Source organism: Pseudomonas sp. JL23 (assembly GCF_056933585.1).
Genome location: NZ_CM167795.1, coordinates 5,639,688 through 5,655,065, shown reverse-complemented (window position 1 = coordinate 5,655,065; position 15,378 = coordinate 5,639,688). Strand labels below are relative to the sequence as shown.

At 60.5% G+C, this 15,378-nt stretch carries 12 protein-coding genes and 1 pseudogene; 6 read left to right on the top strand and 7 right to left on the bottom strand.

Features of this window, described 5'->3' with window-relative positions; translation table 11 throughout:
• Positions 1-165: 165 nt before the first annotated feature.
• From AC1Z24_RS26015 to AC1Z24_RS26000, 4 genes are all read left to right on the top strand, one after another.
• On the top strand, positions 166-1,677 hold the full coding sequence (locus AC1Z24_RS26015) for an efflux transporter outer membrane subunit (RefSeq protein ID WP_483743279.1): 1,512 nt from the start codon (positions 166-168) through the stop codon (positions 1,675-1,677).
• A gap of 151 nt (positions 1,678-1,828) precedes the next feature.
• The gene (locus AC1Z24_RS26010) at positions 1,829-4,003 is read left to right on the top strand and encodes an FUSC family protein (protein ID WP_483743278.1); all 2,175 of its coding nucleotides are present in this window, start codon (positions 1,829-1,831) and stop codon (positions 4,001-4,003) included.
• Positions 3,993-4,193: a DUF1656 domain-containing protein gene (locus tag AC1Z24_RS26005; protein WP_413299859.1), complete on the top strand. Its 201-nt coding sequence runs from the start codon at positions 3,993-3,995 to the stop codon at positions 4,191-4,193. The genes AC1Z24_RS26010 and AC1Z24_RS26005 overlap by 11 nt, the downstream gene beginning before the upstream one ends.
• 19 nt (positions 4,194-4,212) lie before the next feature.
• Complete coding sequence (locus AC1Z24_RS26000; protein ID WP_483743277.1) at positions 4,213-5,076, top strand: efflux RND transporter periplasmic adaptor subunit; 864 nt, start codon at positions 4,213-4,215, stop codon at positions 5,074-5,076.
• 139 nt (positions 5,077-5,215) lie between these two features.
• Here the strand turns inward: AC1Z24_RS26000 and AC1Z24_RS25995 are convergent, their stop codons facing one another.
• The gene (locus AC1Z24_RS25995; protein ID WP_483743276.1) at positions 5,216-6,037 is read right to left on the bottom strand and encodes an SDR family oxidoreductase; all 822 of its coding nucleotides are present in this window, start codon (positions 6,035-6,037) and stop codon (positions 5,216-5,218) included.
• Positions 6,038-6,054: 17 nt separating this feature from the next.
• Positions 6,055-6,519 (bottom strand): multidrug transporter, encoded by a 465-nt coding sequence (locus AC1Z24_RS25990; protein ID WP_483743275.1) that lies wholly within the window; start codon positions 6,517-6,519, stop codon positions 6,055-6,057.
• 170 nt (positions 6,520-6,689) lie between these two features.
• On the opposite strand from AC1Z24_RS25990, the pseudogene AC1Z24_RS25985 reads away from it, so the two are divergent.
• A pseudogene (locus AC1Z24_RS25985) lies at positions 6,690-8,462 on the top strand (RHS repeat protein); the annotation flags it as partial.
• Between the two features lie 17 nt (positions 8,463-8,479).
• Positions 8,480-8,923 (top strand): hypothetical protein, encoded by a 444-nt coding sequence (locus tag AC1Z24_RS25980; RefSeq protein ID WP_483743274.1) that lies wholly within the window; start codon positions 8,480-8,482, stop codon positions 8,921-8,923.
• A gap of 91 nt (positions 8,924-9,014) precedes the next feature.
• On the opposite strand, the gene AC1Z24_RS25975 is transcribed toward AC1Z24_RS25980, so the two are convergent.
• The 5 genes from AC1Z24_RS25975 to AC1Z24_RS25955 form a co-directional block, all read right to left on the bottom strand.
• Positions 9,015-10,466: a mannose-1-phosphate guanylyltransferase/mannose-6-phosphate isomerase gene (locus AC1Z24_RS25975; RefSeq protein ID WP_259107375.1), complete on the bottom strand. Its 1,452-nt coding sequence runs from the start codon at positions 10,464-10,466 to the stop codon at positions 9,015-9,017.
• Between the two features lie 114 nt (positions 10,467-10,580).
• Complete coding sequence (locus tag AC1Z24_RS25970; RefSeq protein ID WP_483743273.1) at positions 10,581-11,246, bottom strand: alginate O-acetyltransferase AlgF; 666 nt, start codon at positions 11,244-11,246, stop codon at positions 10,581-10,583.
• 13 nt (positions 11,247-11,259) lie between these two features.
• Positions 11,260-12,447 (bottom strand): alginate O-acetyltransferase, encoded by a 1,188-nt coding sequence (locus AC1Z24_RS25965; protein WP_483743272.1) that lies wholly within the window; start codon positions 12,445-12,447, stop codon positions 11,260-11,262.
• A gap of 10 nt (positions 12,448-12,457) precedes the next feature.
• A complete protein-coding gene (locus tag AC1Z24_RS25960; protein ID WP_483743271.1) occupies positions 12,458-14,023 on the bottom strand; it encodes an MBOAT family O-acyltransferase in 1,566 nt (521 codons plus the stop codon).
• A gap of 224 nt (positions 14,024-14,247) precedes the next feature.
• Positions 14,248-15,372 carry a mannuronate-specific alginate lyase gene (locus AC1Z24_RS25955; protein WP_483743270.1) on the bottom strand — a complete coding sequence of 375 codons (1,125 nt, stop codon included), beginning with the start codon at positions 15,370-15,372 and terminating at the stop codon, positions 14,248-14,250.
• Positions 15,373-15,378: the final 6 nt, after the last annotated feature.

Genomic DNA, 15,378 nt, shown 5'->3' with positions numbered 1-15,378 from the left:
AGATGGCAAATTGTGACATGAAGTTACTGATCCATGTCAGGTATACCAAAGCATTATCACCAGTTCTGTAACAAAGAATCGCACATCTCCCGTCTTATCGGCGCATTGACAGGCCTCTAGAATCGGCGTTCTGGGCTATTTCACCTCCGTCGGGAACTCGCAGCTGTGCCGCGTCGCATCATCAGTGGGGTCAAGACCCTCAGTATCTGGGCTTTTTCATTAGTCATCAGCGGCTGCATCGGTACCGGGGGAATCGCACCACAAAGCCACTCGCTGGCGGCCAATACGCTGGCCATCGACGAGGCGATCGCCACCGCCGCCCAGGACGCCCATTGGCCCGCCGCGCAGTGGTGGCGTGCTTATGGCGATGCCCAACTCAACCGCTGGATCGACCTCGCCGTGCAGGGCAACCCGAGTCTGGCGATGGCGGCTGCCCGTGTGCGCCAGGCCAAGGCCATGGCCGGGATTGCCGAATCTGCCGAGTCCCTGCATATCAACGGCGACAGCACGATCAAACGGCACAATTGGCCCACCGATCAGTTCTACGGTCCCGGCGAGCTGTCCAATACCAGCACTTGGGACAACAATGCCTCTCTCGGCCTGAGCTATTCCCTCGACCTTTGGGGCCGGGAAAGCAACGCCACCGAACAGGCGCTTGACATGGCCCACATGAGCGCCGCCGAGGAGCGTCAGGCGCAGCTGGAGTTGCAGGACAATATCGTGCGCGCTTATATCCAGCTGTCCCTGCATTACGCGCAACTGGATATCGTCGAAGCGACTCTGGCCCAGCAAAATCAGATCCTTGACCTGGCCCAGCGTCGCCTGCAGGGCGGCATCGGCACTCATTTCGAAGTCAGCCAGGCCGAAACGCCGCTGCCGGAAACCCACCGCCAGATCGACGAACTGGAAGAGGCCATCGCCCTCAGTCGCAATCAGCTGGCGGCCCTGGCGGGCAAGGGGCCGGGTGATGGTGCGCAATTGCAGCGACCGACCCTGGCCCTGCAAAATCCATTGAAGTTGCCGTCGTCGGTGCCCGCGCAGTTGCTCGGTCAGCGCCCGGACGTGGTCGCCAGCCGCTGGCGCGTCGCGGCCCAGGCCCGTGGTATCGACGTCGCCCATGCCGGGTTCTATCCCAACGTCGATCTGGTCGGCAGCCTCGGCTACATGGCCACCGGCGGCGGCATGTTGGAATTCCTTGCCGGCAAGAAATTCAACTACAGCGTCGGCCCGGCCATCAGCCTGCCGATCTTCGACGGCGGGCGCCTGCGTTCGGAACTGGGCGAGGCCTCAGCCGGTTATGACATCGCCGTGGCGCACTACAACCAGACGCTGATCATGGCGCTCAAGAGCATTTCCGATCAGCTGATTCGCCGTGCCTCCATGGACAAGCAGCAAGTGTTTGCCGCCGAGTCCGTGGCGTCGGCGCAGAAGACCTACGATATCGCCATGATCGCCTACAAGCGCGGTCTGACTGATTACCTGAATGTGCTTAACGCCCAGACGTTGCTGTTCCATCAGCAACAGATTCAGCAGCAGGTCCAGGCCGCACGCCTGAGCGCCCATGCCGAACTGGTGGTGGCCCTGGGCGGCGGCTTGATGGCGGGCAGCGACGCACCGAGCGAAGACAAGACCCAGGCGCCGAAAAACCCGGCGGCTTTGGCGGTGTTTGATCGGTGAATATCTTTTGTGAACATAAACTCGGGACTAATGTGGGACCGGCTTTAGCCGGGAATACGCCTTCCCGGCTAAAGCCGGTCCCACAGAAACGCCGCATTGTTTCGGTCACAGGATTGGGTTTGGCGATGGTCAGGTTATGCGGTGTGAGCTCATGAACCGCATCAGTGCCTTGCCATGGCGCCGTGAATTCAATGGCTGGGCGCGCAGTGACGGGGTGACCTGGATCTATATCTTCAAGGTCCTGATCGCCGCCTTTCTCACTTACTGGCTGGCCCTGCGTCTGGAACTGCCGCAGCCGCGCACCGCGCTGATCACCGTGTTTATCGTGATGCAGCCCCAGAGCGGCCATGTGTTCGCCAAGAGTTTCTACCGCATCCTCGGCACCCTGGCCGGGTCGTCGATGATGGTGCTGTTCATGGCGCTGTTCGCGCAGAGCTCGGAGCTGTTTCTCGGCTGTCTGTCGTTATGGGTGGGGATCTGCTCGGCGGGGGCTGCACGTTATCGCAACTTTCGCGCCTATGGCTTCGTATTGGCCGGGTATACGGCGGCCATGGTCGGCCTTCCTGCCCTGGCGCATCCGGAAGGCTCGTTTATGGCGGCGGTCTGGCGGGTGTTGGAAATCTCCTTGGGCATCGTCTGCTCGACGGCGGTCAGTGCGGCGATCCTGCCCCAGAGTTCCAGTGCAGCGATGCGCAATGCCCTGTACCAGCGCTTTGGTGTATTTGCCCGGTTCGTCAGCGATGGCCTGCGCGGCGTCACTGAACGCGCTGCTTTCGAGGCAGGCAACGTGCGCTTTACGGTCGAGGCTATTGGCCTGGAAGGGTTGCGCAGCGTCACGGTGTTCGAAGACCCGCATATGCGTCGGCGCAACGGTCGGCTCAATCGCCTGAACAGCGAATTCATGGCCATGACCACGCGCTTTAACGCCTTGCATCAACTGCTTGAGCGTCTGCGGGGTCGCGATAACTCCCAAGTGTTCACCGCCATCGATCTGGGTCTGGTTACCCTGGCCGAATTGCTTGATAGCTTTGCCGGACATGCTTTGACCGATCGTGACGCCACGCGCTTGGTGGAACGCTTGGAGGCCTACAAATCCAGCCTGCCATCCAGGGTGCGCAGCCTGCGCGGCGCCTTGCTGCAAACCGGGCCGGACGACGCCGACCTGCTGGACTTTCACACCGCCTACGAATTGCTCTACCGCTTCGTCAATGACCTGCACGACTACGCCCAGACCCATGCGTCCCTGGCTGATCACAACCATGTGCGTGAAGGCTGGGATGAACCGTTCGTGTCCAAGACCAATTGGATGACATCGGTAGCGGCGGGGCTGCGCGGCACTGTCATTCTGTCGATCATGAGCGTGTATTGGGTGGCGACGGCTTGGCCCAGCGGGGCGACGATGATTCTGGTGTCGGCGGCTACCCTGGGTTTGTCTGCCATGACCCCCAACCCTCGGCGCATGTCATTTCAGATGGCCTGTGGCACGTTGCTGGGCGCGGTCTGTGGCTTTGTCGAAACGTTCTTCTTATTCCCGTTCATCGACGGTTTTCCCCTGCTGTGCCTGTTGCTGGCGCCGGTCTTCGTGTTCGGCGCGTTTCTGGCGTCCAGGCCGCAATGGGTGGGTTACGGGGTCGGCCTGCTGATCTTCTTCTGCATCGGGTCGGTGCCGGACAACCTGACGGTCTACAACCCTTACACCTTCGTCAACGACTACATCGCCATGGTCATTGGCATGTTGATCTGCGCCGCCGCCGGGGCAATCATCCTGCCGCCCAACAGCGGCTGGATGTGGCGGCGCCTGGAAGACGACTTGCGGCGGCAAGTGGTGTTCGCCATCAGTGCGCCGCTACGTGGCCTGGGCTCGCGTTTCGAGAGCCGCACCCGCGACCTGCTGCACCAGGCCTATGGCCTTGCTGCCGGTAAGCCCCAGGTACAGCGGCACCTGCTGCGCTGGATGTTCTCGGTGCTGGAAATCGGCCACGCGATCATTGAGCTGCGCCGCGAACAGGCCGTGTTGCCGATTCATCCCAGCTATGCCGAGTCGCAGCCGTGGCGTCAGGCGATCCGGGTCATGGGCCGCTCGTTGATCCGCCTGTTCATCCAGCCGGATCGCAACAACCTGGCGCGCAGCCTGTACGCGGTCGATCACGCCATTACCCTGGTGCGCAACACCGACGAGCCGTTCGCCCCGCACTTCGACACCTCGGCCCTGCGCCGGGTGCAGAGCTACCTGCACTTCATTCGCACGTCATTGCTCGACCCGCAGTCGCCCCTGGCGGCCTACGCCTCGCAATACTCGTCGCAAGGACTCGCCCATGCCTCGTGAAATCGCCTTCCACGGCCTGTACATGCCCACCGTCACCCTGATGTTCATGCTCGCGGCGGTGTTGGCGTGGATGTTGGATCGGGTGCTGTCCTGGCTGGATCTGTACCGTTTTTTCTGGCACCCGGCGCTGCTGCGCCTGAGCCTGTTCAGCTGCATTTTCGGCGCCCTGGCGCTCACTGTTTACCGTTGAGGCACTTGAGAACACCGGCATGAAAAAGCTCTTCAGTCTGATCGCCACCTTGCTGGTCCTGGCCCTGGCCATCTGGACCGGCCGCCTGCTCTGGATCCAGTACATGGAAACTCCATGGACCCGCGATGGCCGGGTGCGCGCCGATATCATCAACGTCGCCGCCGACGTCACCGGCACCGTGGTCGACGTGCCGGTGCGCGACAACCAGCAAGTGCACAAGGGCGATCTGCTGATGCAGATCGACCCCGAGCATTACCAACTGGCGGTGAAAAAGGCCGAGGCCCAGGTGGCGTCACGCAAGGCCACCTGGGAAATGCGCAAGCTCAACGCCAGCCGCCGCGCCAACATGGACAATATGGTGATCTCCACCGAAAACCGTGACGACGCCAGCAATATCGCCACCTCGGCCCAGGCCGACTACCAACTGGCCCAGGCCGAACTGGAAGCGGCCCAGCTCAACCTCAAACGCACCAAAGTGCTGTCGGCGGTGGACGGCTACGTCACCAACCTCAACGTGCACAAGGGCGACTACGCGCGTATCGGCGAAGCGAAAATGGCCGTGGTCGACATGAACTCGTTCTGGGTCTATGGCTTCTTCGAGGAAACCAAACTGCCCCACGTCCACGTCGGTGACCCGGCGGATATGCAGATGATGAGCGGCGAACGGGTCAAGGGCCACGTCGAAAGCATCGCCCGCGGCATCTACGACCGCGACAACCCGGAAAGCCGCGAACTGGTCGCCGACGTCAACCCGACCTTCAACTGGGTACGCCTGGCCCAGCGCGTGCCGGTGCGCATCCACCTGGACCAGGTGCCGGACGGCCTGGTCCTGTCGGCGGGGATGACCTGTACGGTGGTGGTGAATCCTGAGGTCAATCGCTGATCATTTGGCTGATCTGGTACCTGTGGGAGCGAGGCTTGCCCGCGAATTGGGCAGCGCGGTATATCAGGCATATCGCGTCGCGCCCTTCGCGGGCAAGCCGCGCTCCCACAAGATGTTATTTCAATTCAAAGGTTGCTTGTTACAAGCGTTGTTGTAAGCCAAACCGCTTGCTCAACTGCTTTTCCAGCAACCCCTTGGGCAGCAGCCACGACATCAGCGGCAACACGCGGCAGCCATTGCCCAGGCGCAGCAGTCTTGGCGGGTTTGGCTGTTGCACGGCCTTGAGTAGATCCCGGGCGACGTCGGTAGCGGGGGTGGGGTTGTTCTGCGAGGCCCTGGCCCTGGCGCGGATGCCTTCGCGCAGCGGCCACCAGGGCGAGCTCTCTTCGATCAGGCGTTCGGCTTCGTGGCTGGCATTGTCGGCAAAGCTGGTGGCGATGGCGCCGGGCTGGACTTCCATGACGCCAATGGAGAACGGCGCCAGCTCCAGGCGCAGGGCATCACTCAGCGCATGGACGGCAGCCTTCGAGGCGCAGTAGGCGCCGGCGAACGGTGTCACCAATACGCCGGACACGCTGCCGATATTCACTACCAAGCCTTTGCTGCGGCGTAACAGGGGGAAGAACGCCTTGGTCACGCCGACGATGGAAAATACATTGGTCTCGAACTGTCGCTGCATGGCCTCGACGCCGCCATCGAGCAGCGGCCCCATGGCGCCGTAACCGGCGTTATTGATCAGCACATCGATGCCCGCCTGCAGGCCCAGATCGTCGGCCAGTCGTTGCAATGCGTCGGCGTCGTTGACGTCCAGTTGCACGGCGGTGAATCCGGCGAGTTTGAGCGCCTGGACATCCTCGGGCTTGCGTGCGGTCGCCCAGACGTCATAGTTCGCCGTTTTGAAAGTGTCGGCCAGTGCGCGGCCGATGCCGCTCGAGCAACCGGTGATAAGGGCGATGGGCATGTCAGGTCCTTTTGTTGTCAGTCCGAGAAACTGCCTTGCAGGCGCTCGGCGCGGAATTCCAGGGTTTGCGGGCGATAACCGGGGCGCAGGGTTGGCAACGGCAGACAGTCTTGCCACTGGGCATGAGCCTGCAGTTCGCCGGGGCCGTTATAGCGCGGAGTTTCGTAACTGTTTTCCGAGAGATTGACGCTGTCGCCCGGCGCATAGGCCGCGATCTGCCAGCGTAGCGCAACCAGTGGGATGTCATTGCCGTTATCGATCAACACCAACAGCGGCTTGCCCGCCGGGCATTGCTGCGGGGCATAGTCCAGGCGCAGTTGCAGGCGGTCCAATTGCCGTGCCTGGCGATTGTCTTGCCAGATCACGCACAAGGCCACGATCCCCAGGCCAACCGCTGCGGCCACGGACACCGGCAACGCTTTGGCCGGATAACGCAGTAACAGGACCAGCCAGGTCAGGATAAGTACTGCACCTATGAGCATGAGTCACGCCTCGTCAGCAGAAGAGTGGGCATCGTACCGAACGCAGGGTGGGCTTTGCTAATGGTGCGTTATCAGCCATCCGTCCGATGACCGTCCGTTGGGTTGACCGGGGTTTGCATGCGTCTTCGCTGCTCCTAGGCTTTAAAGAGTTACTCAGGGACGGTCCGATCATGAACGATTTACACCGGCACACTCCGCTGTTGCAAAGCGTTGAACCGCGCGGCCTGTTGATCAATTCGATAGCCCTCTGCCGTGAACATGCCTCGGACGAACTTGAGGGGCGGGTCAATCACTCAGGCTTCGATGCGTTCGGGCGTTTGATTGCCCGTTGGGATCCCCGGCTATGGGCCGACAACGCGCCCGCCAATCTCACGACCATTTACTCGCTTAGTGGCCAGGCGTTATTGAGCGACAGCGTCGATGCAGGGTGGCGGTTGTCCTTGTTCGGCGAGGGCGGACAGGTAGGGGACGCTTGGGATAGTCGGGGCACGTTCAAGCACGTTGTTTACGACGAGTTACAGCGGCCAACGGCGGTTTTCGAAGACGGCGAAAGCGTTGAGCAGCTTGTATATGGCGGTGCGGATCTGACGCAGTTCAATCAATGCGGTCAGTTGATTCGGCACAACGACCCGGCGGGCACGCGCGTTAATAACCAGTTTGCACTGACGGGGGAGGTGATCGAACAGACACAAGAATTTGCCGATGATATGGATACCACGCGCTGGCGTTTTAATGCAGTGGGCGAGGCCCTCACGCAAACCGATGCAGTTGGCAATGTTCAACGTTTCGCGCACACGGTCGCCGGGCAACTGAAAAGCACTTATGTGCAACTCAAGGATCGGCCGGAACAGCAATTGGTCAGTGACATTCGCTACGACGCTCAGGGGCGGGTCGAATCCGAAACAGCGGGCAATGGCGTGATCAGCACCGCCTTTTATCGTCCGGAAGATGGCCGTCTGCGCGAACTGAAAGCCACGCGCAACAACGGGGAATTACTGCAACAGCTGATTTACGACTACGATCCGGTGGGCAATGTCATCCGCATTGAAGACCGTGCGCAACTTACGCGGCACTTTGCCAATCAACGCATTGATCCGGTCTCGACCTATCAGTACGACACGCTTTATCAGTTGATCGAAGCCACGGGTCGGGAGGCGGTAAATCAAGGGCCGGAACTGGCCAATTACACACAAACCTACCGCTACGACGCAGGCGGCAATATGCAACAGCTGACCCATGTCGGCGCGCAAAATCATTCGCAGATGTTTGCGACATCCCGCACCAGCAACCGCACCCTGCCGGTCGTCAACGACCATGTTCCTGATGAAGAGGAAATTGCCTCTGCCTTCGATGCCAACGGCAATCTGCTGGAACTGCAAGCCGGGCAAACGCTGAACTGGGATCGCCGCAATCAGTTGCAGCAGGTCCGTCCGGTCATTCGTGAATCCGGCATCGATGACAGCGAACGTTATATCTATAACGCCAGCGGTCAACGCACGCGCAAGATCAAAACCACTCAGGCCAGAGCCGTGACCCATAGCGCCGAAGTGCGTTACTTGCCGGGGCTGGAAATTCGCAGCGATACGGCGACTGGCGAAATCTTGCATGTCGTGACCGCCCAGGCTGGCCGCAGCGATGTACGAGTACTGCATTGGCAAAGCCCTCCACCCGGCGGTATTGGCAATGATCAGGTGCGTTATTCGTTGAATGACCATTTGAGTTCCAGTCTGTTGGAGCTGGATAGCGAAGCGCAAATTATCAGTCAGGAAGGTTATTACCCATTTGGCGGCACGGCATGGTGGGCGGCAAGAAATGCCATTGAGGCGAGTTATAAAACCGTGCGTTATTCCGGCAAGGAGCGGGACGCGACGGGGCTGTATTACTACGGCTTGAGGTATTACGCGCCGTGGTTGCTGCGGTGGATCAATCCGGACCCGGCAGGGGCGTCGCCTATCGAGCCATGACGACCACTCCAGGTTTGTACGGGAAAACCATCAAAAAGGGCGACATTGTCCGCGATAGTGGTTATCTGTCTGCGAGCGTCTTACCGCATAACGTTATCAACTGGATGGAAACCTGGGTCGGTGCCAGAAAAACAACAGTTCGTAAAAATAATCTGTTGCTGGTGATCGATAAAGAAATCCCCAAAAAAGTGGCAGCAACCAGTGTGGTCAAGGATCACGTATTGGTGGTGCCTAACGAATTAATGAAAGTAAAAAGTATTCACAAGGTTCCTACAGATGATTCCGAGGCTCCTCTGACTGTGGTTGCCCTGCGTCCGATAAATGACCTGACTGGTAGGCCAGTCAAAGAAATAAAGTCGGGGAATTTACTTTTAGAAGCAATGGGCTCTGGCCCTCTGTCTCGACTGCGCAACAGAGCCTCACGTATCTGGCGCCATTAAAAAACCCTCGCCAACCCTCTGCGGATGGGGAATACGCAGAACGTTGCCGAGGGTGACTGCCTTTGAAACCTGGAGAGTTTTTTAAGCAGTGTTAACGCGCAATAGTCTGGGTCTTGACACCGGCCTCCAGGTTATTGGAGCGGCCATAGATATCTTCAAACCGCTCGATATCGTCCTCGCCCAGATAACTGCCCGATTGCACTTCGATGATTTCCAACGGGATCTTGCCCGGGTTTTTCAGGCGATGGACCGAGGCGATCGGGATGTAGGTGGATTGGTTTTCCGTGAGCAGGAAGACGTTTTCGTCGCAGGTCACCTGAGCGGTGCCGGAGACGACGATCCAGTGTTCGGCGCGGTGGTGGTGCATTTGCAGGGACAGGCTGGCACCAGGCTTGACCGAGATGCGCTTGACCTGGAAGCGGCCGCCCATGTCCACCGAGTCGTAGGAGCCCCACGGGCGGTAGACCTCGAGGTGGTTCTGGGTTTCGCTGCGGCCCTGGTCGTTGAGGGTGCTGACCATCTGCTTGACGCCCTGCACCTTGTCCTTGTGGGCAATCATCATGGCGTCTTTGGTTTCGACGACGACGATGTTGTCCAGGCCGATCACCGAGACCAGTTTGCCATTGCCATGGATCATGCAGTTGCGGCTGTCCTGGATCACCACGTCGCCTTTGCTGACGTTGCCGTTGCTGTCCTTCTCGTGGACGGCCCACAGCGACGCCCAGCAGCCGACGTCGTTCCAGCCGGCATCGAGCGGCACGACGCAGGCGCGCTGGGTTTTCTCCATGACCGCATAGTCGATGGAGTTGTCCGGGCAGCAGGCGAAGGTGGCTTCGTCGATATCGATGGTCTCGCCTTCGTGCTTGCTGCGTTCCAGGGTCAGTACGCAGGTATCGTAGATATCTGGATCGTGTTTTTTCAGCTCTTCGAGGAAGCGGCTGGCGCGGAACAGGAACATGCCGCTGTTCCAGAAGTAGCCGCCATCGGCGACGAACTCGGCGGCGCGTTTTTCATCGGGTTTCTCGACGAAATGCGAGACCCGGCTGACGCCTTCGGGCAGCAGGGCGTCGGCGGTGGACTTGATGTAGCCGTAGCCGGTTTCCGGTTTTTTCGCCGGTACACCGAACAGCACCATTTCGCCGCGCTCGGCGGCCACGGTGGCCAGGGCCAGGGCGCGTTGCAGGGCTTTCTGGTCCTCAATGACGTGGTCGGCTGGCAGCACCAGCATCAGTTCGTCGGTGCCTTCGGCGACCAGCATCATCGCGGTCAGAGCCACGGCTGGCGCGGTGTTGCGCCCGAACGGCTCCATGATGATGGCGTGGGTGTCCAGGTTCAGGGCCGCCAACTGCTCATTGACGATAAAGCGATGGTCCTTGTTGCAGACCACCACCGGGTCCTGCATGCCGTCGAAAACCAGGCGGCTCAGGGTCTGCTGGAACAGGGTCTGATCGCCGGTCAGGGCGAGGAACTGTTTGGGGAATTGCTTGCGCGAAAGCGGCCAGAGTCGGGAACCGCTACCACCTGACAAGATCACTGGAATCATTTTGTTTCTCCAAGAATATTCGTTTAGGGCTGTATGTCGGTATCTGTCGTTTCTGTCTTGTTCTTGTTCCGGGTCGTCCGGCCCGCCTGTTTGCGGGCCGAGCGACGCAATCACTTAGCGGGTGGCGACCGGTGGCTTGACCCACACCGGCGACAGGCTGCTGCCACTGCCGGTGACGTAAAGCACGGCGGCTTCACCGCGCTCCAGGGCCACGGGTTTTACGTCGCTGATTTTCTTGTCGCCGTCATACAGGGCCAGGGTGACCTTGACCGGGTTGATCTCACGCTCGCCGGTGCCTTTGGCCTTGACTGCCTCGACCACGTTGGTCTTGCCATCGGCGGTCTTCAGGGTCAGGGCCTTGTCACTGAGGTTCTGCACACGAACCAGGGATTTCTGTTTGTTCTTGAATGGTGGTTCTTCCACCAATTGCGGCGCGCCGCTGGCGTTGTTGACCAGGGTGTAATAGTGGTCACTGGCCAGTTTCACCGGCAGGGTCTGGCTGCCGACCTTGGCGCTGTAGTCGCCCTGGGGCATGAAGCTGAAGGCGGTGCTGGCCTGAGGGGCGATTTCATTGAGCGCAGTGTTGCCGACGCTGGCGTTGATCTCGCTGCCGCTGGCGTTGTACACGCGGATGAAGGTCGAGCCTTTTGGCGCGGTAGGGCCGTACAGCGCGGAGTCACCGGCTGCCCAGGCGGACGTGGCGCCGAGGGTCAGGCCAATGGCCAGGGTGCAGGCGGCGAACAGGCGGTTTTTACGGGTAGGCATGGTCTGTAGGGTCATGGGATGAGTCCTCTCAGTTTTGCGCCCGATCGGGCGACTCGGATTGTTTGGCGTTAGCGGCCAGGTTTTGTTGAGGCTGTTCTTGGGGAGCGCGAGACTTCTTCAAGTCAGCGATCCACTGTGGATCGAACTCGCCAAGGTCGTTGTGGGCGGGCAGATAGCGTTCTGGGAATTCCCAGATCACCACTTGCGGTGCGCTGTTTTTGAACGCGTCGGTTTGCAGGTACTTGAGCATCGGCAGAATCGGCCCGTGGCCGTCTTCGGCGTAATTCACCACATCGCTGCGCAGTGCCTGTTTCAGGGCGCCAAGGAAATTCCAGTTGGGGTTGGCGCTGTAGCTGGTGCCGACCAGACCGACCGCAATCTCGCTGTCGGCGAACAGGGCGTCGTCGCCAGCGGCCTCTGCCTGGGCCGGTTGGGTGTCGCGCTTTTGCAACTGGTCAGGCTTGGGCAGCAGGTCGGTGAACAGCGGGTCCAGGGGCAAGTAGTTGGTCAGATCGCCCTTGTACGGCGCGCTGTCCTTGGCCTGGGTGACGAAGGTCTGCGGGTCACCATTGAGTGGCGCGTGGCTGGCGATTGCAGCGCCCAGTTGCTGCGCGACCACTTCGGCGCCCATGGGCGTCCAGTGGGTGTCGGTGCGCAGGAATACCTGGCCGTTGTTCTTGGCTTGTTCCAGCGGCTGCAACAGGTCAGGGGCAAAGATGCCGATGCTGTCGAGCCGGGCGTGGAACTGGTTGTACAGGTCGGCATGCAACGCGGTCGGCGTGACGCTGCCGATATGCTCCGGATACAGGCGAGCCTTGGCCGGAACCACCGCCATCACCAGTTGCGTGCCGTGGGCCTTGAGGGTGTCGCGCACGCCCTGGATCAGCGCCAGGTTGTCGGCTTCGTTCTGTTCGCCATTGGCGACGGCGTCGAACTCTTCGTCGGTGTAGAGCCATTGGTCCTTGCCGAGCACGACGCCGGGGCGGCCTTCCTTGAACACTTTGTAATCCAGGGCTGCCCAGAGGTTGGTGCCCAGGCGCTTGAGCGGGAACTGGTCGTCGTAGTGGGTTTCCACGGCCTTGGTCCAGTGACCATTGAGCACAGTGGTTTCCCTGGACGTCGAGAAGCCGCTGAAGCTGCGCAGCGACCACAGCCCCAGCGCCAGCAGAATGGCCAGGAACAGGGCGATGTAGAGGATGCGGAATGAGCGGGTCATGGCTGGCTCCTCAGAACTGGAAGTAAAGGAACGGCGAGAAGCTGGCCGCCGAGAGTTTCAGGATCGAGGCAACGAACATCAGCAGGATCAGGCCGCGCATCACGTAGCGCGACCAGTCGGCGGTCCAGTAGGCCGGTTGCACCTGAGCCTCGGTGCCGACGATGTAGCCCGGCTGATGAATGCTGCCCGGCGCATCGCCCGGTACGGCCTTGATCAGGCCCGGTTGTGCGGTGGCAGGGCCATCGGCCTGTACAGGCTTGTCGCGATCGGTCTTCAAAGGGGCGCGGTTTTTGTAGAAGTCGCGCAGGCCGAAGAACGCCAGGGTGATGTAGGCGACGATCAGGGTGGCGATCTGCAGGCCGGTGAGGCTGGCGCGGTTGAGGTCCGATAGCTGCCATTCACTGAAGCTGAACATGGCGCCGTACATGCGTGCGGCGACGTGCAGGTTTTCGGCGCGGAAGATCACCCAGCCCATGATTACCAGGAGGAAGGTCAGGGCCCAGCGGATCGGGTTGAAACTGCGTGGTGTGGTGTTGATGCCCAGGGCTTTTTCAATCGCCAGCCAGATGCCATGCCAGGCGCCCCAGACGATGTAGGTGATATTGGCGCCGTGCCACAGGCCGCCCAGCAGCATGGTCAGGAACAGGTTGCGGTAGGTCGCGATCTTGCCGCCACGGTTGCCGCCCAGAGTGATGTACAGGTAGTCGCGCAGCCAGGTCGACAGGCTGATGTGCCAGCGCCGCCAGAACTCGGTGATCGACTGGCTGATGTAGGGCTGCTTGAAGTTTTCCATGAAGCGGAAACCCATCATCAGTCCCAGGCCGATGGCCATGTCGCTGTAGCCGGAGAAGTCGAAGTACAGCTGCGCGGTGTAGGCCAGGGCGCCGAGCCAGGCATCACCGGTGGTGGGGTGTTGCAGGGCGAAGCAATGGTCGGCGACCACGGCCAGGGTGTCGGCGATGAACACTTTCTTGATGAAGCCCTGCATGAAACGCGTGGCGCCTTCGGAGAACTTGTCCAGGGTATGGGTGCGGTTGTTGAACTGATCGGCCAGGTCACGGAAACGCAGCACGGGGCCGGCGATCAGGTGCGGGAAGATCGCCACGAACGCCGCAAAGTCGATCAGGTTACGGGTGGCCGGGGTGTCGCCGCGATACACATCGATGATGTAGCTGATGGACTCGAAGATGTAGAACGAGATGCCGATGGGCAGCAGCACATGGGTCAGGATGAAAGGCGAAAGCCCCATCGAGGTCATGATCGCATTGAGGCTGTCGACGCCGAAGTTGGCGTACTTGAAGTAGCCCAGGATGCACAGATCCACGGCCACGCCGAGCAGCAGCCAGCGCTGGGCCGGTTTGGTCCGCACGCCAGCGGCGCCGACGCGCAGGCCGATCCAGTAGTTCCACAGCGTGACGGCGGCGAACAGGGCGAGGAAGTCCACGCGCCACCAGGCATAGAACACGTAGCTGGCAATCAGCAGCAGCAGGTTGCGATAGCGTGTTCCGCTCAAGTAGTACAAGCCGAGAAACACCGGCAGGAACAGGAACAGGAACACATTGGATGAGAACACCATCCTGATTTTCTCCGTTTGTCCAACAGTCAAGGGCCAAAGCCCCCCCAAACCCCCCATCAGAAACCGGGGGGATGAATCACAATCCGTGGGACTCGCTTCTGTGGGACCGGCTTTAGCCGGGATGGCATCGGTATAGACGAAAGAGACATATCGACTGTACCGGCCTCTTCCCGGCTAAAGCCGGTCCCACAATCCCTTCCCACATAGCAGCTTTAATCTCTGTTTCAGGTACCGCCTTTATCGCCCTTGTCATGACTCGGGTCGTAGACCTTGGTCACGTCGCCGCCCAGGCGCGGGTTCTTGAACGGCTGCATTTGGTGCTTGCGTTCAAGTACGTCCGGGGGGCAGTTGTAGAGCGAGCACCAGGGTTCCAGCCAGGCGTATTTGTTGTCCGCCTTGAGGTCGGTCATGTCCTGGGATTCGCCGCTGCGCGAGGCAATGGCGTCGGGGCTCTTGACCCCGGCCAGCACCTGATCGCCCAGGCGCTTGAGGGCGCCGTTGTTTTCCGGACGCAGATCGACGCCGTTGACCTGGGCGAAGCTGGCGATCATCGCCAGCGGTGCCAGGGCGTAGTTGTGATAGGCCAGGGCGCGTTGCTTGCGCTTGAGCTCGTTGGGCAGGAAGCCGTTCGGATCAACCTGCGTGGCGGCGAGGCGGAATTCCTTCACCGACCAGTCGAACAGGTCCTTGCGATTGGTCGCCACCGAAGTGGCCATCACTGCCCAGGCCGCCCAGTACGAGTGGTTGTTGGTCTTGTCCAGTGGCAGGTTGTCCCAGTCGCTGACCACCTGGGTGCCGAGCTTGCTGAACCAGGCCTCAATGATCTGCGCTTCCTGTTGGCGGGTGGCCAGCGGATGCGAGTCGGAGAACTTCAGGCGCAGATAGGACGACGCCATGCTGCCCAGCGCCCATTTGCGCATGGACTTGCCGGTGTGGTTGAAGTCAGTAGACTCCAGGGCATCGGCCTTGGCCCAACTGGTCAGCAGGTTAAGGGCACAGTCCAGTTGTTCCGGGCGGCCATCACGCATGTACTGCATGACCACCTTGCTGATGTCACGCTCAAGGGAGGTGATGCTCTTGGTGGCATCCTTGAAGGCTTCATCGGAAGCGGCATTGAAGGTCGAACGGGATTTGTCCGAACCTTCGTATTTGCTGCGGAACTGCAACGCGCCGGTGTAGGGCGCCGGTGCAGCGTCACAGCTGAAGTTGCCGGCTTTCTCCTTTACCTTATCGATGGCCGCGTAGTAACCCTGGGGCGGCACTAATGTGCCGGCGGCCTGGGTCGTACCGGCTGCAAAGAGCATGGCCAGGGACAACAGGGAAGGAAGCATCAATCTTTTAGTGTGCATAGGAAA